17 protein-coding genes are annotated in these 24,359 nt (G+C 71.3%); 5 read left to right on the forward strand and 12 right to left on the reverse strand.

The window, feature by feature from the left end; genetic code table 11:
• The 10 genes from E1287_RS31310 to E1287_RS44065 form a co-directional block, all read right to left on the reverse strand.
• Window positions 1–690, reverse strand: a 690-nt coding sequence (locus E1287_RS31310; RefSeq protein WP_131968879.1) for a M56 family metallopeptidase, incomplete at its 3' end; no start/stop codon positions are given.
• Complete coding sequence (locus E1287_RS31315) at window positions 687–1,049, reverse strand: BlaI/MecI/CopY family transcriptional regulator (protein WP_131968880.1); 363 nt, start codon at window positions 1,047–1,049, stop codon at window positions 687–689. The genes E1287_RS31315 and E1287_RS31310, both read right to left, overlap by 4 nt.
• A gap of 224 nt (window positions 1,050–1,273) precedes the next feature.
• A complete protein-coding gene (locus tag E1287_RS31320) occupies window positions 1,274–1,849 on the reverse strand; it encodes a snapalysin family zinc-dependent metalloprotease (protein WP_131968881.1) in 576 nt (191 codons plus the stop codon).
• A 244-nt stretch (window positions 1,850–2,093) separates the two neighbouring features.
• Complete coding sequence (locus E1287_RS31325; protein WP_131968882.1) at window positions 2,094–3,518, reverse strand: serine/threonine-protein kinase; 1,425 nt, start codon at window positions 3,516–3,518, stop codon at window positions 2,094–2,096.
• On the reverse strand, window positions 3,505–5,775 hold the full coding sequence (locus E1287_RS31330; protein ID WP_131968883.1) for a serine/threonine-protein kinase: 2,271 nt from the start codon (window positions 5,773–5,775) through the stop codon (window positions 3,505–3,507). The genes E1287_RS31325 and E1287_RS31330 overlap by 14 nt, the downstream gene beginning before the upstream one ends.
• Before the next feature lie 164 nt (window positions 5,776–5,939).
• Window positions 5,940–6,491, reverse strand: coding sequence for a M15 family metallopeptidase (locus E1287_RS31335; protein WP_243719560.1), 552 nt, complete (start codon window positions 6,489–6,491; stop codon window positions 5,940–5,942).
• 32 nt (window positions 6,492–6,523) lie between these two features.
• On the reverse strand, window positions 6,524–7,738 hold the full coding sequence (locus E1287_RS31340) for an ABC transporter permease (protein WP_243719561.1): 1,215 nt from the start codon (window positions 7,736–7,738) through the stop codon (window positions 6,524–6,526).
• 22 nt (window positions 7,739–7,760) lie between these two features.
• Window positions 7,761–8,849, reverse strand: a complete 1,089-nt coding sequence (locus E1287_RS46640) for an ATP-binding cassette domain-containing protein (RefSeq protein WP_131968885.1) — start codon at window positions 8,847–8,849, stop codon at window positions 7,761–7,763.
• Window positions 8,846–10,072 carry a peptidoglycan-binding protein gene (locus E1287_RS31350; protein WP_165969273.1) on the reverse strand — a complete coding sequence of 409 codons (1,227 nt, stop codon included), beginning with the start codon at window positions 10,070–10,072 and terminating at the stop codon, window positions 8,846–8,848. The genes E1287_RS46640 and E1287_RS31350 overlap by 4 nt, the downstream gene beginning before the upstream one ends.
• Complete coding sequence (locus tag E1287_RS44065) at window positions 10,069–10,617, reverse strand: hypothetical protein (RefSeq protein ID WP_165969274.1); 549 nt, start codon at window positions 10,615–10,617, stop codon at window positions 10,069–10,071. The genes E1287_RS31350 and E1287_RS44065 overlap by 4 nt, the downstream gene beginning before the upstream one ends.
• Window positions 10,618–10,743: 126 nt before the next feature.
• Between E1287_RS44065 and E1287_RS31360 the strand changes: the two genes are divergently transcribed.
• The 3 genes from E1287_RS31360 to E1287_RS31375 all read left to right on the forward strand — a co-directional run bounded on the left by E1287_RS31360 (window position 10,744) and on the right by E1287_RS31375 (window position 17,879).
• A complete protein-coding gene (locus E1287_RS31360) occupies window positions 10,744–11,418 on the forward strand; it encodes a response regulator transcription factor (RefSeq protein WP_131968888.1) in 675 nt (224 codons plus the stop codon).
• A gap of 49 nt (window positions 11,419–11,467) precedes the next feature.
• The gene (locus tag E1287_RS31365) at window positions 11,468–12,640 is read left to right on the forward strand and encodes a HAMP domain-containing sensor histidine kinase (protein WP_207934576.1); all 1,173 of its coding nucleotides are present in this window, start codon (window positions 11,468–11,470) and stop codon (window positions 12,638–12,640) included.
• A 5,020-nt stretch (window positions 12,641–17,660) separates the two neighbouring features.
• Window positions 17,661–17,879, forward strand: coding sequence for a hypothetical protein (locus tag E1287_RS31375; protein ID WP_131968890.1), 219 nt, complete (start codon window positions 17,661–17,663; stop codon window positions 17,877–17,879).
• A gap of 133 nt (window positions 17,880–18,012) precedes the next feature.
• Here the strand turns inward: E1287_RS31375 and E1287_RS31380 are convergent, their stop codons facing one another.
• On the reverse strand, window positions 18,013–19,689 hold the full coding sequence (locus E1287_RS31380; protein WP_165969275.1) for a phospholipid carrier-dependent glycosyltransferase: 1,677 nt from the start codon (window positions 19,687–19,689) through the stop codon (window positions 18,013–18,015).
• A gap of 719 nt (window positions 19,690–20,408) precedes the next feature.
• Here E1287_RS31380 and E1287_RS31385 point away from each other — a divergent pair.
• Window positions 20,409–22,070: an alkaline phosphatase D family protein gene (locus E1287_RS31385; RefSeq protein ID WP_207934577.1), complete on the forward strand. Its 1,662-nt coding sequence runs from the start codon at window positions 20,409–20,411 to the stop codon at window positions 22,068–22,070.
• An 87-nt stretch (window positions 22,071–22,157) separates the two neighbouring features.
• Here the strand turns inward: E1287_RS31385 and E1287_RS31390 are convergent, their stop codons facing one another.
• Window positions 22,158–23,300 carry a winged helix DNA-binding domain-containing protein gene (locus E1287_RS31390; RefSeq protein WP_131968892.1) on the reverse strand — a complete coding sequence of 381 codons (1,143 nt, stop codon included), beginning with the start codon at window positions 23,298–23,300 and terminating at the stop codon, window positions 22,158–22,160.
• A 115-nt stretch (window positions 23,301–23,415) separates the two neighbouring features.
• Here E1287_RS31390 and E1287_RS31395 point away from each other — a divergent pair, with 115 nt between their 5' ends.
• Window positions 23,416–24,276 carry an LLM class flavin-dependent oxidoreductase gene (locus tag E1287_RS31395; protein ID WP_131968893.1) on the forward strand — a complete coding sequence of 287 codons (861 nt, stop codon included), beginning with the start codon at window positions 23,416–23,418 and terminating at the stop codon, window positions 24,274–24,276.
• The last annotated feature ends 83 nt before the right edge of the window (window positions 24,277–24,359 follow it).

The following is a 24,359-nucleotide window of genomic DNA, read 5'->3' on the forward strand; positions in this document are numbered from 1 at the left end:
GGGGGACGGCGGGTGGGCGAGGGCGGCCTTGGCGATCGTGCGGGCGACGAGGGCGCGGTCGCCGGTCGCCTCTGCCGCGTCCTCGTCCGCCCATCGCTCCACCGCGAGGCGCAGCCGTTCGTTCAGCGGCCGGAGCGGCGGGAGGACGGCCGCGCCCAGTGCGCCGGCCGCCGCATAGCGATGGTGCCGGTGCCGCAGGTGGGACGACTCGTGCTGGAAGACGACATGGAGTTCCTCGGCCGTGAACGTCCGGAGCATGCCTTTCGACAGCAGCACTCCGCCGTGCCTGCCCGGAACCGCGACGGCGATCGGAACCTCGGTGTCCAACGGCTCCTGGGCTTGTGTTCGTGCGGTGCGCAGTTCGTCCAGCCAGCCGACGGCGGCCTGGGTCGCGAAGAGCAGCCCGGCGGCGGACAGGACGGTCGCCGGGATCCCCACCAGGGCCGGGACCGGCTCGTCGTCTCCGAAGAGCGTCCACTCGGGGACGTGCGCGGCGGCGGACGGCGCGAGCGTGGCCGCGTAGTTGATCGCCACGAAGACGCCGGTGCCGAGCGCGGCGACCGCCGTCATCGCGCCGGTCGTGGCCAGTAACCGCGCCGACCAGGACGGATGCAGGGGCAGCCGCGTCCGGCCGAGCGCCGAACTGAGCGCCAGCATGATGGCGAGGGGCATGAAGGTGAACCAGTTCACCCGCGGTCCTCCGGACGGTCGAGGAAGCCGCGCAGCTGGCGCGCCTCCTCGTCCGTGAGCGTCTGGACGAACCGGTTCAGCACACCGCCGGGGTCGCTGGCATGGCGGAGGTGCTCGCGCATGCGGTCCGCGACGAGTTCCGACTCGTCGACGGCGAGCCGGTACCGGTAGTGGCGGCCGGCTCGTGTGCGCGAGACCAGTTTCTTCTCGTACAGCCGGTGCAGGATCGTGTTCACCGTCGTGTACGCCGGGTCCCCTTCGAGTCGTTCCACCAGCTCAGCGGTACGGGCGGAGCCGCCGAGCCCGGCCAGTGCCGCCAGCACCTCCGCCTCCAACTGCCCCAACGGCCTACGCGACAACGGCTTCTCCCTGCACGGTCGCCTCCCACACGAGCCGTGGGCACTGATGACCAGCCAAAACTGCCGGAACGGCACGTAGTTTAACTGCGGAAGACGTCCTTCTCGCGGGTGGACGCCACGGCGTTTCCGGGGACGGTGAAACGCCGTGGCGCCCGATGTCGCGCCTGCTTTGTTGATCTTGCGCGCGGTCTACCGCAGGTGTTCGGTCATTTGCGGGTGCGCGGTCACGGTGCGTCGACCACGAGGCTTCCGGCGAAGGGGCTGCTGGACGTGGCGCCGGTGCGGTAGTTGGCCTCCACCCGTGCCTTCTCTGTGCTGTTCGGGATGGGGTTCTTGCAGCTCACCCCGGCGGTGGACCCGGACATCAGCGACGTGCACGGACCGGGCTTCATGTCGGGCAGGCCGAGGCTGTGGCCCAGTTCGTGGGACGCGATCCGGGTGGTGTCGTATCCCTGGGTGACCGCCTGGCGGCCGAACCACACCTGGACACGTCCACCAGGCCGGACGGGGCCGACGATGGCGCGCGGCCAGCCGTTGTCGGCGATGATCTGGATCTCCGCCCGGCCGCCGGGCTGGGCCTCGACGAGCTTGACGTTCTGGACGTTGTCGTTCCACACCTTGACGCCGGCGGCGACCGCGTCCTGGAACTCGGCGGCCTGGCTGTCGTCGTAGTACAGCGTCGTCTGCAGGACGGGGCGGGGGGCAGGGGTCTTGGTCGGCGCCGCCGTGGCGGTCGGGGCCACCGACAACGTGATCGCGGCGGCGCCGATCATGGCGCCGACGCTCAACTTTCGCAGCATGCGGGGGGCCTCCTCTGGTTCGAGGTAGTGGGAGCTACTGCGGGCGACCCGTGTCGGGTCGGCCCGAGCATATTGGCGTCGCCTCCGCATAACAAGTGGCGTGAACTGTCATAGATATCGCCTTCGTTATGGCAGTTCTGCGCCGCGCACTGGGCAGGTTGGCTACCACATCGCCGCAAGAATCGCATTACCTGTCTAAGCGGTTAATGTGCACTCACCGTGGCTGGAAATGGTTCTGGCGAGGTCAGACGGCTCCGTTGTAGGAATCGCTGACGTCTTTGCTTGCGCTGGAGCCTCCCGCGCTTGAGCGCTCGGTCCCGTCCACGATCACTTTGGTGACGTACGTGCCCGCGCCAAAACGGTAATCGATCCGCCAGGTAACGCGCTGCGGCTCTGGCGGTATCTGGACCACTCTTCGGTAGGGCAGCCGTTTGTTGCGTACGGTCACGCTTTCCCCGTTCACCGTGGTGGTCAACGATCTGAGCGTGCTCGTGCCGAAGATGTAGAACTCCAGCGTCCGGGTGGTCGGGGCGGACGCCGGGGCCGTTGAGCTGGTGGACGCGCTGCCGCTCGGCTCGGCTGTGGCCGTCTCCGGTCCGTCGTCCGGCGACAATGCCAGCGGGATGGCGAAGGCCAATGCCAATGCTGCGGCGCAGGCCCCGCCCGAGAGCGCCATCGTGCGGCGGCGGACGATCCGGCCCAGGAACGGAACAGATTTGTTTGGAGTCGGGGTCGAGGCGGCTGGAGTCGGGGTCGAGGCGGGGGGCGGGATCGGCACCGGTGGGTTTGCTGCTTCGCTCGTCCGGCGGTCGATCTCTGCCGTCAGGGCCGGAGGCAGTTGGAGGGCGGATTGGTCTTCTGCGCTCGCGAAGGCCAATGCGGCGGCCAGTTCGGGCACGGTCGGCCGGGAGGACGGGTCGGGACGCAGGCAGCCGGAGATCAGCGTCCGGAGGCGGTCGTCGGTGATCCCGTCCATTTCCTCGCCGGACGGCGCCCTTCCCGTGCAGGCGTATGCCAGCGTCGCGCCGAGAGAGTAGACGTCGCTCGCCGCAGTGACAGGGCCTCCCGATGCCTGCTCGGGTGACATGAATCCCCAGGTGCCCGCCGGTTCTCTCCCGCCCGGAGCCGCGCCCGGCGCTGCGGCGGGAGCCGCGTCTGGAGCCGCGTCCCGAGCCGCGGCGGGAGGCAGGTCGGCGGCGATTCCGAAGTCGATCAGCCGCGGTCCGTCGGCCGTCAGCAGGATGTTCGCGGGCTTCAGATCCAGGTGGACGATCCCGGCGCCATGGACGGACGCCAGCGCCTCGACAACACCCGCGGCCAGCGGAAACACCAGGTCGGACGGCAACCGGCCGAGCAGTCCGACCGCTTCCCGGAGCGACACGGACGGCAGGAACTGCGTCGCCAGCCAGGGAAGCGCGGCGTCGGGGTCGGCGTCCAGGACGCCCGGGCTGTACCGTCCGCTGACGGTCCGGGTGGCCGCGACCTCGTGGCGGAAGCGTTCCCGGTACTCCGGCTCGCGGGCGAACTCGGCATGCATCAGCTTGACCGCCACGGGACGGCCGCTCCAGGACCGCCCGAAGTAGATCATCGCCATGCCGCCCGCGCCGATCCGGGCCAGGATCCGGCAGCGGCCGACCGTCCGTGGATCGTGTGGCTCAAGAGCCTGCACGGGGGCCTCCGTCCGGATGGCTCGGAGGGGCGACGGCTTCGACGGCGCCCTCACGGGTGCCTATGAAGACCAATCCCGTGGTGCTCGCGATCACGGGATCGCGGTCTATCTGGGCTTTGTGCGTCCACAGGATGCGTCCGTCGGCCGCGTTCAAGGCGTACACCGTGCTGGTGTGGGTGCAGGCGGCGAAAAGCGTGCCACCGGACAACGTGAGTTCACTGTCGGCGTTAAGGAAGCGGGACCAGCGCTCCTCGCCGGTCGCTGGGTTCATGGCGACCACGCTGCCGTATCCCCCGTCGGCGTACAGGACACCGCCGGACGACAGGAGCGACGAACCGTTGAACCAGGTCGGGCCCCGTCCTTTACGCCAGACCAGCGTTCCGTCGCTGGCGCGCAACGCATGCAGGACGCCCTGCCGGTCGCCGACGAAAACGAAACCGTCGCTGACCAGGAATGCGTAGACCAGGTAGTTTCCGAGTTTCAGCGGGTAGGTCCATCTCTTCCGTCCGCTGGACGGGTCGAGCCCGATCACTGAAGTCTTGTTCACTGCGGCGACAAGGCTGGAGTCGGCAGATAGGCCCGTCTCAGGGGACACGTCCGCGACCCAGCGCGTATCGCCGTCGCGGACGCCCACCGCCCTGATCGGGCCCTCGTACCCGAAGCAGGCGACCGGCCCGGAGATGGCCATGTGCACCAATCCGTCCCGATAGTTGCGCTCCCAGCGGGTCTTGCCGGAAACGGCCTCTACGGCCTTCACCCACGGTTGTATGGGATTGCTGAGGTATACCGATTTGCCGAAGGTGTGGCTCCCGTTCCCCGCATGCTTTTTCCACAGGGTTTTGCCGGTCTGAATGTCCAGGGCGCGAACGTCGCTCTCCTGCCCTTCCGCGACCACCGCACCGTCCGCTGCGAAGACCTTGGGGTAGTAGTCGCTCACCTTGGACTTCCAGCGCAGGACGCCCTGCGGAGGCGGGGTCGATGACGCGGCTTTCGGTGATCGGGGGGCGGCGGCGCTTGGCTGCTCGGTGTCGCAGGCCCGGACGACCGCCACCGCACCGAACGCCGCGAGCGCGAGCGGCGCGGAAACGATCAGCGCCCGGCGGCTGAGCTGCGGCGATGCGCCGGAGAGCGGAGCGGGCGGGGTGTCTGTCGGCGCATCGCCGGATGCGGGTTGGCGACTCCGCTGCGGCTGCGGCTGCGGTTGCGGTTGCCCGCGTCCGTCCATCGGCTCCGCGGTTTGCGCATCCTGCGGATCGGCCGTTTGCGCGTCCTGCGGGTCGGCCGTTTCCGCGTCGAGGACGTGCGCCGCGCCTCCGGTCAACGATTTCGCTGGACGCCCCTTCGGACCCTTCGGCCCCTTCGGCCGGACCTCCGCGATACGGCGGTCGATCGCTTCCGCCAGAGCGGCGGGCAGCCATCCCGCTCCATCGTCCGGCCACGGCGGGGCGTCCTGGCCGATGCGGTCGAGCATGTCCAGGATCTGGACGGCCGAGGGCCGCTCCCCCGGGTCCTTGCGCAGGCAGGCCGCGATCACACCGGCCAGCCCGGGATCGGTGATGCCGCCGAGATCCGCCTGCGCCTCGGCGACGCGGCGACGCGTGGTGGCGCCGTCGCCGCGGCCGAACGGTTCCTTCCCGGTCGCCGCGTACGCCAGGACGGCGCCGAACGAGAAGACGTCGCTCTTCGGACCGGCCACACCCCCGGACGCCTGCTCGGGCGACATGAATCCCGGCGTCCCCAGAACGGCGCCGACCTTCGTGATCGCCGTGACGTCGTCCGGCCGGGCGATCCCGAAGTCGATCACCCGTGGGCCGTCGGCGGTCAGCATGATGTTGCCGGGCTTCAGGTCCCGGTGCGCCAGGCCGGCGCGGTGGATGTCGGCGAGCGCCTCGGCCAGGCCCGTGGCCAGGACGCGGGTGGGCGCCGGGGCGAGGGCGCCGAACGTCCCGACCGCCTCCCGGAGCGTCAGTCCCGGCAGGTAGGCGGTGACCAGCCACGGGACGGCGGCGTCCGGGTCGGCGTCCAGGATCGGCGCGGTGAACGTCCCCGTCACCTTGCGCGCGGCGGACACCTCCCGCCGGAACCGGGCGCGGAACACCGCGTCGGCCGCGTACCGCTCCTTGATGACCTTGACGGCGACCGTCCGGCCGCCGGGCGAACGTCCGAGGTAGACCGCGCCCATGCCGCCCGCGCCCAGCCTGCCGAGCAGCCGGTAGTCGCCCACCTGGCGGGGGTCGCCCGGCTCGAACGGGTCCACAGCCTGCCCTCCGTCGCCCTGGTGCCGTGCTGCCGTGATGCCGCGATACCGCCCGAAGGGTCCGGTTTCTTCCGACGCTACGTGGACGACCGGACCCGGCACAGCAGGATTCCACAAGACCTTGCGAGGGCCTATTCGTCACCGGCTCGTGCGGCCCGGGTCGATCAGCGGGTGTGCGCGTCCGGGTGCGGCAGCCGGGTTGGGGCGACCGTGCGGTACTCGAAGTGCCACCACTCGTTGTCGTAGACGCGGTAGAGCCCGTACCGCCAGCCGTTCAGTTCGAGCCACCGCGCGCCCTCGACCGGCCGGACGTCCAGCGCGAGCCCCCGCACATGCCTGGACTCCTCCGGCGGCAGCACCCGGCGCCGCGCCGCCGACACCGAGCCGGTGCGCCGCACCTCCTCGAAGAAGATCCGGAGCTGTTCGGACACGTCGCGATATCCCGAGGTGAGGCCGATCAGCTGCCCGTCCCGCCAGAACGCCTCGGCCCGCGCGTGCGTGATCGCCGCCAGCGTCTCCGGCGCAAGCCCGCGGAGATCCTCGGCGGGGAAGCGCAGGCCCAGCGCCCACTGGCAGGCCAGAAAGCGCGCCCGGCCCAGCGCACCGCCCGGCGCGCGGCCCGGCGCCCACCCCGGCGCGCGGACGAAGGCGATCGGCACCAGCAGCACCGCGATGACCCGTGTCACGGACGCCAGGACCCGCTCCTTCAGAGCCAATTGCGGATTCGCCACGACTCACCGCCCAAGGGTCAGGCCGTACGCAGGGCCTCGGTCGGCGAGAGCCGGGCGGCGCGCAGCGCGGGTATCAGTCCGGCGATCGCGCCGATGACGATGGCGGAGCCGATTCCGCCCGCCCACGCTTCGGCGGGGATGACGACCGTCCAGCCCTTGACTGCCGCGTACACCGCGGTGGCCAGGGCGCCGGCGGCCACGCCGACCACGCCGCCGAGCACGGCCAGCATGATCGCCTCGGACAGGAACTGCGTGCGGATCTGTCCCCGCGTCGCGCCGAGCGCGCGGCGCAGGCCGATCTCCGAGCGGCGTTCCAGCACCGAGATGATCATGATGTTGGCCACCCCGACCGCCCCGACGAGCAGGGCCACCACGCCGAGCCCGAGGAACAGGCTGTTGAACGCACCCTTCGCGGCGGCGCGCGCGGTGAGCGCGTCGGAGGGCTGGCTCACGTTGACCTCGTTCGGCGCCTCCGGGTTCGTGGTCTGCGCGAGCACCGACTGCACCGCGCCGACCGCGTCGGGCTGCGCCCGAACGTAAAGCGTGCTCGGCGGGCCGTCCGCCGGCTGGCCGCGGATCATGCTGGTGTGGCCGAGGTAGCGCCGCGCCGCCGGGTATCCGACCAGGGCGCTTGTGTCGACGTCCGGCGCGAGCGTCGCGGGGGTGAGGATTCCGGCAACGTAGAACCACTGCCCGTCCAGCCACACTCGCTGGCCGGGATACACGCGGCTGATCCCGAGCCGCGCTGCGGCCGCCGCGCCGAGCACGACGGCGGGCTGCGTCGCTGTCCCCTCGTTGAGCCAGCGGCCGCGGGCGACGCCCGCGCCGGCCACCCGCGGCAGGTTCAGACTCGCCGCCTGGACCTTCAGCCCGTTGGTGTTGACCCGGAGTATCAGCGGGCTCCGGTACACCTTCGCGTCGCCGACCGTCCCGGTGTGCGCGACCTCCTCGACGGACCCGAGCCGCGAGACCCGGCCGGGCGCGGCGACCGGCATGACCGCCGCCACCTGGGTGAAGCTCTGGCCGGTCTTGGCGGTCAGCAGGTTCGTGCCGAGCCGGTCGATCTCCGCCAGCAGACCGGCCTGGGACGACGCCGACAGCCCGAGCACCGCGACGATCGCCGTGGTGCCGATCGCGATCCCGAGCGCGGACAGCGCCGCCCGCAGCGGCCGAGCGCGCAGCCCGGTGCTCGCCACCCGGGCCTGGTCTCCGGCGCGCAAGCGTGCCGGCACAAGATGGGACGGAATCCGCATGTCACTCCACCTCTCCGAGCCCGCCGAGCGCACCCGAACCGCGGGGCGCACCCGAACCGCCAGGCGCACCCGAGCCGCCAGGCGCACCCGAGCCGCCAGGCGCACCCGAACCGCCAGGCGCACCCGAACCGGCGGGCACACCTGAGCCGCCGGGCACACCCGAACCGGCGGGCACACCCGAACCGGCGGGCACACCCGAACCGGCGGGCACACCCGAACCGGCGGGCACACCCGAACCGGCGGGCACACCCGAACCGGCGGGCACACCCGAACCGGCGGGCACACCCGAACCGGCGGGCGCACCCGAACCGGCGGGCACACCTGAGCCGCCGGACGCATCCGAGCCGGCGGGCGCGCCTGAGTCGGCGGGCGAGCCGCTGTCGGTGTCGGAGATGATCCGGCCGTCCAGGACGTGCAGCTGGCGTAGCAGGCGCGCGGCCAGGTCGCCGTCATGCGTGATCATGATGATCGTCGCGCCCTCGGCGTTGAGCTCCCGGAGCAGGTCGAGGATCGAGGCGCCCGTGGCGCTGTCGAGGTTGCCCGTCGGCTCGTCCGCGAGGACGATCGCCGGCCTGCCCACCAGCGCGCGGGCGATGGCCACGCGCTGGCGCTCGCCGCCGGACATCTTCGTCGGACGGAAGTCGCGGCGATGCGCCAGCCCGACCCGGTCGAGCGCGTCGGCGGCACGGCGCCGCCGCTCGCCGACCTCGACGCCCGCGTACAGGAGACCGTTGGCGACGTTCTCCACGGCGGTGGAGTGCTCGGCCAGGAAGAACTGCTGGAAGACGAACCCGATGCTGCGGGCGCGCAGGGCGGCGAGCTGCCGGTCGTCCAGCCCCGCCGCGTCGACTCCGTCGATCCGGAGCAGCCCGTCCGTGGGGCGTTCCAGCGTCCCCATGACGTGCAGGAGCGTCGTCTTCCCCGACCCCGACGGCCCGACGATGGCGACCAACTCGCCATGCCGGACGGTGAAGCTCACGCCCCGCAGCGCGGGCACGGGCGGCTGCCCTCCGTAGATCTTCGTGACGCCCGCCAGTTCGAGCGCGGGAGCCCGGCCGTCCTGATCGCGGGTCGTGCCCATAAGGCTCATGAGGCTGGCACCACCACGTGGTCGCCGACGGACAGGGCCCCGGATACCTGGACGAGCCCGTTGTCGTTGTCGAACATGCCGAGCGTCACGGGAACCAGACGCCGCCCCTGGCCGCCCGCCGGGTCGCCGACCTCGACGACGTAGCCGCCCCCGGCCTTGCCCATCAGTGCGGTGACCGGGACGATCAGCGCCTTCTCGACCCCGTCGGTCGTGATCTGCACCCGGACCGGGGCCTCGTCCAGCTTCCCCGCGTCCTTGGGGCGCGTGAGCGTGATGTACACCGGGATCGTGGAGCCGGACGAGTCCTGCTTCTCGTCACCGGATTTCGCGACCGTCCCGATGCGGGTCACCCTGCCCGGGGTCGTCCTGTTGTCCGGAAGCGTGATCTGGGCACGGTCGCCGACCTTGACCTGGGACTGCTGTCCGGGGTCGAGTTCCACCGTCACCTGGCGCTTGGCCGAGGTGGCCTGGGCCGCCTGGGCTCCCGGCGCCGCCCGCGTTCCGGCCTTGGCCATCGCCTTCGTGACCAGGAGCGGGCCGGGCAGGAATACGGCGTCCCCGAGGTCCAGCCTCCCGGTCTCGGCGGTGCCCAGTTCGTCCTGCAGTTCGGCGACCGCCTCCGCCGTCTCCGTCCCGTAGTAGTCCGAGCGGGGATCGAGCTCGGACCTCTCGGCGTATCCGAGCTTCACGAGGTTCTCGTTGAGAGCGCGCACCTCGCGGCCCTCGTCGCCCACCGACAGGGCGCGGTAGGCCGGTGTGCCGCCGCAGATCAGCACCACCGGTTTCTCGTCCACCCGGTAGAGCGCCCTGCCGCAGCCGATCTCCTTGCCCACGCCGGGGACCCAGGTGTAGATGCCCTTGGCCTGGTTGACGACGGCGTACGGGGTCCCGTCGCTAAGGGCGGCGTACGAGAGCGTCCCGCTCTGCGTTACCTGCGTGGACAGCGGCCCTTCCCGGACGGCCATCAACGTGGTGCCATCGGTCGAAGACGCTGGCTGGGCGTCCCCGTTACCGAAGGGATCCGTGACGGCGACGGTGACACCCGCCGCGGCCAGCAGCACCAGGACCCCCGTCCCGGTGAGCACCTTCCGCCTTCTGCGCCGGCGCGGCTTCGGGCGATCCGGAGCCGGGACGCCGGGCGCGACATCGGCGGCACCGCGTGTACCACCGGCATCGGCTGCACCGCCGGGGCCGGACGGCGCCTCGTTGACCTCGGTGCTCATCCTCCGGCGCCCCGCGGCCGCAACGTCTTGCATTTCTCGTCTGCGGCCTTGAACTGCGGCGATTCGGGATCGAGTTCGGCGGTGTCCAGCGACCCGCTGTCGGGGAACTGGGGCACCCCGTTCTTGCGCATGCACTGCGCGTACTTCAGCATCTGGGCCTGGACGGCCGGGTCCTGCGGAGAGCCGTCCCATCCAGGCGGCGCGATCGACTTGCATTTCTGCGTCGCTGCCTTGAATTGCGGCGTTTTGGGATCGACCAGCGGGCTGCCATCGCTGGCCTTCGGCATGCGGAACTTCGTCCCGTCGATGGGGTCGGGCCAGTTCGGGACTCCGTTCTGGCGCATGCACTGCGCGTACTTCACGTACTGGTCGCCGCCCGTCCCGGCAGCGGCGCCGCCGCCCGCCGCACCCGAACCGCTGCCCGCCGCGGTACCCGAGCCGCCGGACGGGTCGTCCGATCCGCCGCAGCCCGCGAGCGACGGCAGGAAGATCACGAGCGCCGCCAGCGGCGGCGCCAGGGCCCGTTTCGGCTTCGTCGTGGGCATGTCAGGGGCTCCTTCGCGTCAGGGGACGGGCGCTGGAGGCCCTTTCTAGGCAAGGGGCGGTCACATCACGGTCAGAGCGCCTGTGACCCGGCTGTGACCGCGGCGGTGGTTAACCTGATTGGCACGATGAGAGTGCTGGTGGCCGAGGATCACGCCGAGCTGGCGGCGTCCGTGGCGAGGGTCCTGCGCCGCGAGGGAATGGCCGTCGACGTCGTCCACGACGGCGAGGCGGCGGTCGAGCGGACCTCGCTGCTGGAGTACGACGTCGTCGTCCTCGACCGGGACCTGCCTGCCGTCCACGGCGACGACGTGTGCCGCTCGGTGGTGGACCGGGCGGGCCGTACCCGCGTCCTGATGCTGACCGCGTCCGGCACGATCGCCGACCGGGTGTCCGGCCTGAGCCTCGGCGCCGACGACTACCTGCCGAAGCCGTTCGCCTACGCCGAGCTCGTGGCACGGATCCGGGCGCTCGGCCGGCGCGCGCAGCCGGCGCTGCCGCCGGTGCTCGTCCACGGTGACCTGCGGCTGGACCCGGCGCAGCGGATCGCGACCCGGGCGGGAATGCGCCTGGCGCTGAGCCCGAAGGAGTTCGCGGTCCTGGAGTACCTGCTCGGCGCCGGCGGCCGGGTCGTGTCCGCCGAGGAGCTGCTGGAACGGGTGTGGGACGAGATGGCCGATCCGTTCACGACCACCGTCAAGGCCACGATGAACCGGCTGCGGTCCAAGATCGGCCGGCCACCGGTGATCGAGACCGTCCAGCAGGGCGGCTACCGGATAGGCGATGCCCATGCGGCCTCATGAACTGCTCAGCCCGCAGATCCCCGCGCATCATTCGCTCCGGACCGTGCGCATGCGTCTCACGACCCTGTACAGCGCGTTGTTCACGATCTCCGGCGCGGTCCTTCTCACGATCACCTACTGGCTCATGCGCCGCTCCAAGTGGGTGATCATCGTCTACGACGACAGCGGCCCGGAGATTCGCGAGCATCTGGAGCGGCTTCGGGCCGCGCAGCTGCGCGCGCTGCTGATGCAGTTCGGGATCGCCTTCGCGGTCATGGTGGTGATCTCGATCGCGCTGGGCTGGCTGGTCGCCGGACGCGTCCTGCGGCCCCTGCGCACGATGACGGCCACGATCCAGCAGATCTCGGCCCGCAACGTCCACGAACGGCTCGCCGCCACAGGACCCCGCGACGAGATGAAAGATCTCGCCGACACCGTGGACGGCCTCCTCGGCCGTCTGGAAACCGCCCTCAACGCGCACAAACGCTTCGTCGCCAACGCCGCACACGAACTGCGCACGCCGCTCACCCTGGAGCGTGCGCTCCTGGAGGAGATCCTCACCGACCGCGAGGCCACGCTGGAGTCGTACCGGGCGACCTCGGAGCGGCTGCTCGCGATCAGCAAGGACGAGGGACGGCTGCTGGAAGCCCTGCTCACGCTGGCCAGCAGCGAGCGCGGTCTCGACCGCCAGGAGCCCTTCGACCTGTCCGATCTCGCCCGCCAGGCCCTCGACTCGGCCCACCTTGAGGCGGACGGGCGCGGCGTGCGCATCGACACCCGGATCGCGCCCGCCCCGTCCGCGGGCGACCCCGCTTTGGCTGGACGCCTCGTCGCCAATCTCGTGGACAACGCCGTCCACCACAACGTGACCGGCGGCCACGTGGAAATCGCGACCGGCTTCGGGGCCGGGCGAGCGTTCGTCTCGGTGGCCAACACCGGACCGGCAATCCCCCCGCAGCAGGTCGGACGGCTCTTCGAGCCCTTCCAACGGCTCGGCGAACGGACGGCCCGCAGCGACGGCCACCACGGGCTGGGTCTCTCGATCGTCCGCGCCATCGCAACGGCACACGGCGCCGACATCAGGGCCCACGCGCGTCCGGGCGGCGGCCTCTCCGTCGAGATCTACTTCCCCGCGACTGCCGTGCCCGGCTACCCGCACATGCCCGACACCCCGCAGCCACGCGGCCTGCACACGTCCGCGACCTCGTCCCCCGGGCATCGTCCAAACCACCCGGAGAGGTAACACCCGCGCGCCCCGTCTATGGCGACCGCTAGCCGTGGGGCGGGCCTGACGTTGAGCGGCATCGCTGGGCCCAACGAGACGATCGCTCTCCGGTTTCGCCGACAACCATCGCCGACGAACCGAAGAGCGATCGTCTCCTCGAACCGGCCTCTAACGAGGCCTTATGCGGTCACGTCCGCCTCATGCAGACCGCCCAAACCGTCATCGTCTGGGCAGCCGATGCCCGGCCCCACGCGCTCCAGCCCTGGCCGGCGGTGGTGGGCTCGGTAGAGGCGACGATTCCGGAGTCCGTGAGCCCCATGGTCGCTCCGCCCCCCGTAACGGTGTAGCCGTCAGGGCAGTAGACGGCGCCTTGGACCGATTGGCCCGTCCCGGGAACATTGACCACTTGCGTGACGCGAATGGTGTCGGTCACTCCGGCACTCGCGGGCCCAGTGGGTCCGGTAGGCCCGCTAGCACCTCTCGGACCAGTGGCGCCGATAGCACCAGCTGGACCGGTAGGACCAGTGGCACCGTCATCCCCATCAGCACCGGGCAGACCCCTCGGACCGGTGGGACCGGTAGCGCCATCGGCACCCGCAGGGCCAGTAGCACCATCCTCACCCGCTGGACCCGTCGGACCCGCAGGCCCCGTCGCGCCATCGGCACCCGCCGGACCCACCGGACCGGTTGGACCAGTCGCGCCGTCCTCGCCCGCTGCACCAGCAGGGCCGGTCGGACCGGTAGCGCCATCGGCACCCGCAGGGCCGGTAGCGCCATCCTCGCCAGCAGCACCCGTCGGGCCAGTCGGACCCGCAGGACCTTCCGGACCCGTCGCACCATCAGCACCAGCCGGACCCGCCGGACCAGTAGCGCCGTCGGCACCCGCAGGGCCCGCCGGACCGGTTGGGCCAGTGGCGCCGTCCTCGCCCGCTGCACCAGCAGGGCCAGTGGGACCAGTGGCACCGTCCTCGCCATCAGCGCCGGGCAGACCCATCGGACCAGTCGGGCCGTCCGCACCCACCGGGCCAGTCGGGCCAGTAGCGCCATCGGCGCCCGCAGGGCCGGTAGCGCCATCCTCGCCAGCAGCACCCGTCGGGCCAGTCGGACCCGTAGGACCCTCTGGACCCGTCGCGCCATCAGCACCTGCCGGACCAGTCGCACCGTCGGCACCCGCCGGACCGGTAGCACCGTCGGCACCCGCAGGGCCTGCCGGACCGGTAGCTCCGTCGGCGCCCGCCGGGCCTGTGGGACCGGTTGCGCCGTCAGCGCCCGCTGCACCAGCAGGGCCGGTGGGGCCGGTGGCGCCATCTTCGCCGGGCAGACCTATCGGGCCGGTCGGACCGTCTGCGCCCACCGGGCCAGTCGGACCAGTAGCACCATCGGCACCCGCAGGGCCAGTGGCACCATCCTCGCCAGCAGCACCAGCGGGACCGGTCGGGCCGGTAGCGCCATCGGCGCCCGCAGGGCCGGTAGCACCATCCTCGCCAGCAGCACCCGTCGGGCCAGTCGGACCCGCAGGACCCTCCGGACCCGCCGGACCCGCCGGGCCAGTCGCGCCGTCGGCACCCGCCGGGCCAGCCGGACCAGTGGCGCCATCGGCACCCGCGGGGCCGGTGGGACCAGTGGCACCGTCTTCGCCATCAGCGCCGGGCAGACCCATCGGACCAGTCGGGCCGTCTGCACCCGTCGGACCGGTCGGACCCGCAGGGCCCTCCGGACCCGTCGCGCCATCAGCACCAGCGGGACCCGCCGGACCGGTCGCGCCATCGGCACCAGCAGGGCCGGTGGGGCCGGTACCGCCATCTTCACCATCGGCGCCGGGCAGACCCATCGGACCAGTCGGGCCATCTGCACCCACCGGGCCAGTCGGACCAGTAGCACCATCCGCACCTGCAGGGCCGGTAGCACCATCCTCGCCAGCAGCACCCGTCGGACCAGTCGGACCCGCAGGACCCTCCGGACCAGTCGCCCCGTCAGCACCAGCGGGACCCGCCGGACCGGTCGCGCCGTCAGCACCTGCCGGGCCCGCCGGGCCAGTCGCACCGTCGGCACCCGCCGGGCCAGCCGGACCGGTTGGGCCAGTGGCGCCGTCAGCGCCCGCTGCACCAGCAGGGCCAGTGGGACCAGTCGCACCGTCCTCGCCATCAGCGCCGGGCAGACCCATCGGACCAGTCGGGCCATCTGCGCCCACCGGGCCGGTCGGACCGGTAGCGCCGTCAGCACCCGCAGGGCCAGTGGCACCATCCTCACCCGCCGGACCCGTCGGACCCGCAGGACCCTCTGGACCAGTCGCGCCATCAGCACCTGCCGGGCCCGCCGGGCCAGTCGCGCCGTCGGCACCCGCCGGGCCAGCCGGACCGGTGGCGCCATCGGCACCGGCCGGGCCGGTGGGACCGGTCGCACCGTCAGCGCCCGCCGGGCCTGTCGGACCGGTAGCGCCGTCCGCGCCAGTGGCACCAGCGGGACCCGTAGGACCGGTGGCACCGTCCGTGCCATCCTCGCCGTCGGCACCTGCCGGACCTGTGGGACCGGCCGGGCCCTCGGGGCCCGTTGCGCCGTCAGCGCCTGCCGGGCCTGCCGGACCGGTAGCTCCGTCAGCACCAGCAGGACCAGTTGGGCCGGTCGCGCCGTCTGCGCCGGGCAGACCCATCGGACCAGTCGGGCCATCTGCGCCCACCGGGCCGGTCGGACCGGTAGCGCCATCGGCGCCGTCAGCACCGGCCGGACCCGTCGGACCTGTGGCGCCATCGGCACCAGGAAGACCCCTGGGACCGGTCGCGCCCACCGGGCCGGTCGCGCCATCGGCACCTGTTGGACCAGTGGGTCCGGTCGGTCCGGCGGGGCCGGTCGCGCCATCGATGCCATCGGCACCGGCAGGGCCGGTGGGACCGGTAGCGCCATCCTCTCCTGCTGGGCCGGTCGGGCCGGTAGCGCCGTCCGCGCCATCGATGCCGTCGGCGCCCGCCGGGCCCGTCGGGCCCTCGGGGCCGGTCGGGCCGGTTGCGCCATCCTCACCGTCGACGCCATCGGCACCGGCGGGACCCGTAGGACCTGTCGCGCCGTCCGCGCCTGCCGGGCCAGTGGGGCCGGTGGCGCCATCTTCACCAGGCAGACCCATCGGGCCAGTCGGGCCGTCCGCGCCCATCGGGCCGGTCGGACCTGTAGCGCCGTCCATGCCATCGGCACCGGCAGGGCCGGTGGGGCCGGTAGCACCGTCTTCACCGTCGATGCCGTCGGCGCCCGCAGGGCCCGTCGGGCCGGCCGGGCCCATCGGGCCGGTCGCGCCGTCCTCGCCTGCTGGGCCTGCTGGACCGGCCGGGCCTGTGGCGCCGTCCGCGCCCGCGGGGCCCGTCGCGCCATCCGCGCCCGCCGGGCCGGTGGGCCCTATCGGGCCGTCTTCGCCTGCAGGTCCCGTCGGGCCGGTGGCTCCGTCCTCGCCTGCTGGGCCGGTCGGGCCATCGGCGCCCGCCGGTCCTGTTGGGCCAGGAGCGCCGTCTGCGCCGTCGGCTCCGGCTGGGCCCGTCGGGCCTGTCGCGCCGTCCGCGCCCGCAGGACCGGTGGCACCATCGGCACCCGCCGGGCCGGTCGGACCGATCGGGCCGGTGGGACCGGTCGAACCGTCTTGTCCATCGGCACCCATCGGGCCGGTCGGGCCTTCCGGACCGGTCGCCCCTTCGGGGCCGGTCGGGCCCTCGGGGCCGGTCGGGCCAGTAGCGCCGTCCGCGCCATCAATGCCGTCCGCGCCCGCCGGACCTGTCGGACCCTCGGGGCCGGTCGGGCCAGTAGCGCCGTCCGCGCCATCAATGCCGTCCGCGCCCGCCGGACCTGTTGGGCCCGTTGCACCGTCGGCGCCCATTGGGCCGGTCGGTCCGGGAGGACCGTCTGCGCCGTCTGCGCCTTCCGGGCCGGTTGGGCCGGTCGGGCCGTCTGCGCCTTCCGGGCCGGTCGGGCCTTCGGGGCCGGTCGGGCCCTCGGGGCCGGTTGGGCCGGTGGCGCCGTCCGCGCCATCAATGCCGTCCGCGCCCGCCGGACCTGTCGGACCCTCGGGGCCGGTCGGGCCTGTCGCGCCGTCCAAGCCGTCCGCGCCTGCCGGACCCGTCGGGCCCGTTGCACCGTCGGCACCTATCGGGCCAGTCGGGCCTTCCGGGCCGGTCGGGCCAGTTGCGCCGTCCGCGCCATCAATGCCGTCCGCGCCCGCCGGACCCGTCGGGCCCGTTGCACCGTCGGCACCCATCGGGCCAGTCGGGCCTTCCGGGCCGGTCGGGCCAGTTGCGCCGTCCGCGCCATCGGTGCCGTCCGCGCCTGCCGGACCCGTCGGGCCGGGTGGGCCGTCCGCGCCGTCGGCGCCAGTCGGGCCGGTTGGGCCAGTCGGGCCGTCGGCGCCTTCCGGGCCGGTCGGGCCCGCCGGGCCGGTTGGGCCTGTCGCGCCGTCCGCGCCATCGATGCCGTCAGCGCCCGCCGGACCTGTCGGGCCCTCGGGGCCGGTTGGGCCTGTTGCGCCGTCCTCACCCGGAGGGCCGGGTGGGCCATCGGCGCCCGCTGGGCCTGTCGGGCCGGTGGCTCCGTCCTCGCCGGCGGGGCCGGTGGGACCGGTGGGGCCGTCCGGTCCCGGTGGACCTGGTGGGCCTGGCTTGCACTTCTTCTTGCAGCATTTCTTTTTGCAGCACTTCTTCTTGCAGCACTTGTGCTTCCCGCAGCCACCGCCGCCGCCCATGCGGTCGGGTTGGTGCTGGCTCGGCTTGGGCCCGTCGCTGATCGGCTTCTGTGACGCGCTACTCGTCGAGGCGGAGGTACTCCGAGAGACCAGTGGCTGAATCAGTGCAAGCAGGAGCAACGTAGCCATGACCACGGCGACTCTGGTCTTATGTCTTCGCCGCAGGATCCAGTAGAACACGCGATTGATTCCCCCTTGGCAATGGGCACGCCAAATGGTTCACTCGGCGCGGCCCACTCATCTGTGAGCTCTCGGCAGAAGCCGCCGGCAAGCCGATCAGCAAGGACCGAAACGCTATTAACGGTCCCCCGATCCTGATCAAGCATGACGGCGGAGCTCACTTTTGGGGATCTTTTACATGTCTCGTTAGGACGCATTGATCAAGCCGCAAGAGTGCTGGCGAAAACGGAGCGTTATGGAGAGCGTCCCACTATGGGCCAGGATCTGGTCGGCAACATTGATTGGTGCCTGTCTGGGCGATTTATCCGACCTGGCGTCTATTTTGACGGTGTGATCTGCGGCGTGCTCGGCTCGTGGTTCTGAGCTGTCGTGCTATGGGGTGGGACGACCGTAATAGGTGCACGTCGAGATGCCGTCGGCGTCGAAGGCGTCGATGGGGTGTTTAGTGCTGGCTAATTGCGGGCCATCCGTTTTGGTATTGGGCCCGCCGATGGCGTTACGGCGCGGTGGTCGTGTTCACCCGGCGCCACGCCACCCAGCCGCCGAAGCCTGGCTTGTGGGCCGAGACGATGCGCCAGTCTGCCGGAGCGGCCGGCCAGGTCTTCGTGAGCGCCGTGCCTGGAGTCCAGGGGACGACGACAACGGTCAGATCCGCCGGGAGCGGAAAACGTCCGAACCGGTCGATCGGCACCAGGCCGTGGCGGGATTGGAACGCCTGCAGCACCCAAATCCGCCAGCCGAGCTCAGGAAAGTTCACACCGACCTTGTCATTGGCCCGAAGCTCGTATTTCAGGCTGGCCGTCGCGGCGTATCGCTTATCCCAGTAGCTGACGACGTGATTGGTGGTGGCGAGCACGGCTGCGATGTTCAGGACGGCGACCAGCCCAACAGCGCCTAGAATCGCTTTCCTGCCACCGTAGACGCTCAGCGCGGCAATAACTGCGAGGAGCAGCAGCGCCACAATGGTCGCGAACCACAGGTGGAACTCTTCCCAGTTCCAGGTGAGGAAGCTGATCTCGGCGAAATCGGTGGAGAGGAAGAAGTCCCGCGAGAGCTGGTCGCCGGCGTGCAGCCAGACGATGCCACCGGCGGCCATCGTGATGGCCGCGGTGATGGGCACCGCACGAAGCGCGGTGAACGCCGGGGCGCGCGTGACGAGGACGACGGCGGCGAGGAAAAGAATCGGGGCGAAGCAGGTCAGGTACCGGCCGTAGACGAAATTGGCCACCGTGCCCTCGTCCGGAGTGGCGGCGGAGGTGGCGAGCGCGACGCCGACCATGGAGACGGCGGCCTGGACGGCGACGACGCGCGTGCCCATTGGAACGCGATCGCGCTTTACGGCGACGGCCAGGGCGATCAGCCCTATCCCGGCGATACCCCAGGTCGAGACGACCAGATACCACAGCTTTCCGGCGGTCAGCGAGAGCGTCCACCCCAGCCCGGAAAGGCTGGTGATCCGGTCGATCAGCAGTTCGTCCAGCCCGTAGGCGCCCCGGGGATACAGCTGGGAGCGCACCCAGTCGTTGAGCTGGATTCCCGCGACGGTGGTCATGATGAGCAGCCAGGCCATGACCGTGATGCCTCGCCGGTTCGCCCAGCGCCGCCACCACGCCACGCCCAGCGTTCCCGCGAACACGATGACGACGACGAAGCCGCGGACGTGGACCCAGGACATGTAGGCCGCCAGAACACCGGCCAAGGCACCGTGGAGCTGCCGCTCGGACGTGAGCCAGGAATGCACCAGCAACAGCCACCCGAGGACCATCACCGGCAGGACGGCATCGGTCAACGCGAACTGGCTGTAGTGGACGTTCGACGTTATGAGCGCGGCCAGCGTTGCGGCGATGTACGCGGGAATCTGATTCATCCCGAGCCGCCTGAGCGCGAGGTACGCCAACGGAAGCAGCGTCGCGGCGATAAGGGCGTTGGTGACCAGGACTGCCCGATACACGATCGCCGGATCGTCGCTGATCCAGTTAGCCGGTGCCAGGAGGAGCGAATAGCCGCCGTAGTACAGCAGCCGTCCGGTCAGGTCGCCGTCCGCTCCGCCGGCGAGCAACCGGCCTCCGAGCAGATATCCGACTTCGTCCGGCACGTAGAGCGGGACGCTGCGCCAGCTCTCCAGCACCACCCGGAACAGCACCTGCGCTAGCCAGCCGGCCGCCAGCAGCACAGTCCACCAGGGGACCTGGCCGGTCCCCTTTTCCGGTGCCTTCGCCCGATCACGGAGAGCGACCGCCTTTACACGGTCGCGTAGAGCCGACTCGTTACCGAACATTGCTAGCCCCCCGGATAATGCCGCCGCCCCACCACGGCCGGATGTCCGTTATCCACCTAATTCTTCATACATTTATATGGAACATTGCCTGCGAGACTTTTGCTCTGCTTGAGCCTAAGAGCGCATGGCCGTCCCATGGATAACATCGCAGGTGAGAGTATCCACGGCTCGCAGAACTCGAACCTTCCCGGGTCGCTATTGGTGAAATCCATAGGCAACTCTTCGCCTATCAAGACCCAACCCCTCGGCACCTGACCGGTTCCCGGCAGCGGTCGCCCCGGTACTGCCCAGCACGCCGTCTCGGCGTTGTCCAGCAGCCACCACTGGTGACGCCCCAGCGAGGGAAGCTCGCGGTAACGGACGCGCGAGGCCCCCGGCAGCCCCCTGTAGAGCCCGGATACGCCGGCGGCAGAGCCCGTTCTCGAATGGGGCGAAATAACAGATCCTTATGAGGTCATAAGGCATCCGTATAGCGCCAGTGCGAACTTATGCGACCAATATTGCGCAGGTGAGAGGCCGTTGTTCGCGTGCTGGTCGCTTCCGTGTCAGCATTCGCGCCTGCCGACGTTCACCGATCTGCGATCATCCTCCTGTATTGATCACAAGGAGGGTGTATGTCGGAAATGTATCCTCGGCGCCGGTTCCTGGCCACCGGCGGAGCCGTATCGGCGCTGGCCACGGGCCATATTCTGGTCGGCCCGGCGCTGCTGGGCCAGGACGGAGCGGTCGCCACCGTCCGCTCGCATGGCGGCGCCCCGCTGCCGAACGACCTGTTCACCCTCGGCGTCGCGTCCGGTGACCCGCTGCCCGACGGTTTCGTGCTGTGGACGCGCCTGGCCCCCCGTCCGGTCGACGGCGGCGGCATGCCCGACCGGCAGGTGCCGGTGGCCTGGCAGGTCGCCGAGGACGAGCGCTTCCAGCGCGTCCGCGCGCAGGGCGTGGAGGTGGCGCGGCCCGAAAGCGGGCACGCGGTGCACGTTGAGGTCGGCGGGCTGCGGCCCGACCGGGTCTACTTCTACCGGTTCCGGGTCGGCAAGGAGCTGTCGCCGGTAGGCCGCAGCCGGACGGCGCCGTCGCCCGGCACGGTCAACCGGCAGTTGCGGTTCGCGTTCGCGTCCTGCCAGAGCTGGCAGGACGGCTACTACACCGCCTACCACCACTTGGCGCAGGAGGACCTGGCGTTCGTCGCCTTCCTCGGCGACTACATCTACGAGTCCGTCCCGCGGACCACGACCGTCCGCACCCATGAGGGCAAGGACGAGCCGTACACGCTGGTCGAGTACCGCAACCGGCACGCGCAGTACAAGACGGACACCGACCTGCAGGCCGCGCACGCCGCCTTCCCCTGGATCGCGACGTGGGACGACCACGAGGTCGACAACAACTGGGCCGACGAGATCCCCCAGGACCCCGACAAGCAGCCGCACGACAAGTTCCTCGCCCGCCGCGCCGCCGCGTTCCGGGCCTACTACGAGCACATGCCGCTGCGCCGGTCCGCCCGTCCGAAGGGCATCGACATGCGGCTGTACCGCAGGCTCGGCTTCGGCAGGCTCGCCACCGTGCACGTGCTCGACACCCGGCAGTACCGCAGTGACCAGCCGGCCACCCTCGCCGAGGCCAACGACCCGGCCCGCACCATGACCGGCGCGGAGCAGGAGAAGTGGCTGATGGACGGCATGTCCCGCTCCGGCGGCCGCTGGAACCTGCTGGCCAACCAGCTGATGTGGGCGTCCAACGACCGCAAGGCGGGGCCCGACCAGGTCTTCGACTTCGACAACTGGGACGGCTACCGGGTGCAGCGCCGCCGCATGCTGGAGTTCTTCGGCTCTGGTCGGACGTCCAACCCCGTGATCCTCACCGGTGACCGGCACGCCACCTGGGTGTGCGACCTGAAGCCCGACTTCGACGACGAGAAGTCCCCGGTCACCGGCGCCGAGATCACCGGGACGTCGATCAGCTCGGGCGGCGACTCCGACCCCGTCGCGTTCCACCGGACCTACAACCCGATCATGGCCGAGAGCCCGCACTGGAAGTACATCAGCAACCGGCGCGGATACGTCGTCTGCGACGTCACCCCGTCCCGGCTGCTGGCCTCGCTCCGCATCGTCGACACGGTGTGGACGCCGGGCGACACGAAGATCGCCACGGCCGCGCGGTTCGAGGTCGAGGCGGGACGTCCGGGAATCCGCGTCGTCGACAAGATCTCGCCCGAGAACGAGGCGCACACCCTCAAGAGGACGTCGCGCCACTACGACGTCGACGACGACCAGTTCTGACCCGGTTCGGGCGACCGGACAAGCTCGACCCTCCGGGCGTGGACCCCACCCAGATAGCCACGCCCGGGGCCAACGACTCCCCCGGCGTCAGGCGTGGCCGCCGACGGTAACCGGGCCGATCGTGAGGGTCGTCTTGGTGGCCTCCAGGACATGCGCCACGCGCTCGACCTGCTCTTCCAGGTCCGCGTGCTGCGCCTTGGTCAGGGTGACGAGCGGCTCCGCGGTGACGTCGATGCGGCGGCCCGAGCGGCGCTGGTGCCACAGGCCGGCGACGACGCCGTCCACCAGCAGGAGCTGGAAATTGCCGCGCAGCGCCCGCTCACCGGCATTTCCCGGATAAAGCAATTCCGGCGGCTGATTGCCGACCCGGTAGGCGTAGACGTCGAAATACGGCAGCAGCCGGACGCCGCGCGGCGCGTCCACTGGCAATTCGGTGTCACCTGCCGCGACCCACGCTTCCGTGCCTTCCACCTCCACGCGTTCCAGGTCGAGCGACGCGAACAGGTCGGCCGCCCACCCGGAGGGGGTGCCCAGCCAGTGCGCGAACCGGTCGGACGTCGAAGGTCCGAAAGCATGCAGGTAGGAGCGGACGAGCCAGCCGAGCGCCGCGTCCGCCGGAGCGGGCTGGAAATCGGGGACCAGGCGTCGCGGGCTGGAGTAGGTGACCTTGCGCCCCCGCATCGGGCCGAAGCACATCGCGCCGCGCTGCCCCGCCTGCCCCATCGCCTGCCGCCAGCGCGGCCACAGCGTCTGGAACGCCGGCATGACCAGGTCGCCCGCCCACGGCCCGGCCCGCTCGACCACCGCCTCGGTGAGCTCGTCGACGGTCAGGTCGGCCTCGTCCACGGCGCCCTCGATGGCCGCGATGACCTCCTCGGTCTGCTCCGCGGTCATGCGCACGCCGTCCTGGAACGGGCTCGGCGCCGGGGGCAGCGCCGACAGCGCCGCGACCCACATCGGCAGATCGCGGGCGGGCAGCACGTGCACCGTCCCGCGCGGCCCGTGGGCCTTGACGAGGCTGCGCTCCTCCCACAGCGCGCGGCGCACGTCGGCGCGGGTGACGCCGTCCATGCGCAGGCCGATCCCGAGCTCGGCCGCGGTCATCACCTGCGCGTGGACGCCGCCCATCCCCGCCGCCACCTCCGCGCAGCCGTCCTTGGACGGGACCGACAGCGCATGCCGCTCAAGCCGCCGGGCGCACACGTCCTCCCACGACATCTGCACCGTCATCAGGGCTCCTCGCGTCCGTTCCGTGGCGGAATGTCCGAGCTAGGCTACTTGGAGTGGTCGGACGTCCGTCCCGCCGGACCACGTCCCCCATGATCCCGTCCGCCGGAAGGACCACATGGACATCGGAATCGGCCTGCCCGCGACCATCCCCGGCACCCCGGGCACGCAGATCATGCAGTGGGCGAAGACCGCCGAGGAGCGCGGATTCTCCACGCTCGGCGTGATCGACCGGCTGGTGTACGGCAACTGCGAACCGCTCGTGACGCTGGCCGCGGCGGCGGCCGTCACCGAGCGGATCCGGTTGATGACCTCGATCCTGCTCGTGCCGTTCCGCGCCAACGCCGCGCTGCTCGCCAAGCAGGCCGCGACCGTGAACCACCTGTCGGGCGGACGGCTCGTGCTAGGCATGGCCGTCGGCGGCTACGAGGACGACTACGCCGCCTCGGGCGTCCCCTTCGCCGGGCGGGGCCGCCGCTTCGACGCGATGCTGGACGAGATGACGAGCATCTGGGCCGGCGAACCCCGCGGAGTCGCCGGGGCGATCGGACCCCAACCCGGCGTCCCGCCCGAGCGCCTCATTTTCGGCGGCCACGGCGAACGCCCCTTCGCCCGAGTGGCCGCCCGCGGCGCCGGCTGGATCGCGGGGAGCCGAGGCGTCGAGACGTTCCAGCAGGGCGCGCACGCGGTGCGCGAAGCGTGGACGCGACATGGCCGCGACGGCGACCCACGCCTGATGGCCCAGCCATACTTCTCCCTCGGCCCCCACGCACAGGCGGACGCCGAGTCCTTCCTCACGGACCACTACGCCGTCGAAGGATGGGACGCGCAGAAGGTCGCGTCCCTGGCACTCACCGACACCACGTCCGTCCGCAAAGCCGTCGCCGCCTACAAAGACGCCGGATGCGACGAACTAATCCTCTTCCCATGCAACCCCGACCCGCACCAGGTGGAGCTACTAGCAGACGCCGTCCTATAGACGTCCCAAACACGCACACGCCCCGAACGCACGACCAGCGGGATAAGCGCGTGGGCGTCCCGAACGCGCATGCGGGGGTGGAC

Source organism: Actinomadura sp. KC06, assembly GCF_004348735.1.
Classification (GTDB): domain Bacteria; phylum Actinomycetota; class Actinomycetes; order Streptosporangiales; family Streptosporangiaceae; genus Spirillospora.

Coding starts and splice junctions, on each gene's coding strand:
- E1287_RS31375 (WP_131968890.1), top strand. CDS start 17,661: ATGACGGCGGAGCTCACTTTTGGGGATCTTTTACATGTCTCGTTAGGA.
- E1287_RS31360 (WP_131968888.1), top strand. CDS start 10,744: ATGAGAGTGCTGGTGGCCGAGGATCACGCCGAGCTGGCGGCGTCCGTG.
- E1287_RS31385 (WP_207934577.1), top strand. CDS start 20,409: ATGTCGGAAATGTATCCTCGGCGCCGGTTCCTGGCCACCGGCGGAGCC.
- E1287_RS31365 (WP_207934576.1), top strand. CDS start 11,468: ATGCGTCTCACGACCCTGTACAGCGCGTTGTTCACGATCTCCGGCGCG.
- E1287_RS31320 (WP_131968881.1), bottom strand. CDS start 1,849: ATGCTGCGAAAGTTGAGCGTCGGCGCCATGATCGGCGCCGCCGCGATC.
- E1287_RS31395 (WP_131968893.1), top strand. CDS start 23,416: ATGGACATCGGAATCGGCCTGCCCGCGACCATCCCCGGCACCCCGGGC.
- E1287_RS31390 (WP_131968892.1), bottom strand. CDS start 23,300: ATGACGGTGCAGATGTCGTGGGAGGACGTGTGCGCCCGGCGGCTTGAG.
- E1287_RS31350 (WP_165969273.1), bottom strand. CDS start 10,072: ATGAGCACCGAGGTCAACGAGGCGCCGTCCGGCCCCGGCGGTGCAGCC.
- E1287_RS46640 (WP_131968885.1), bottom strand. CDS start 8,849: ATGAGCCTTATGGGCACGACCCGCGATCAGGACGGCCGGGCTCCCGCG.
- E1287_RS44065 (WP_165969274.1), bottom strand. CDS start 10,617: ATGCCCACGACGAAGCCGAAACGGGCCCTGGCGCCGCCGCTGGCGGCG.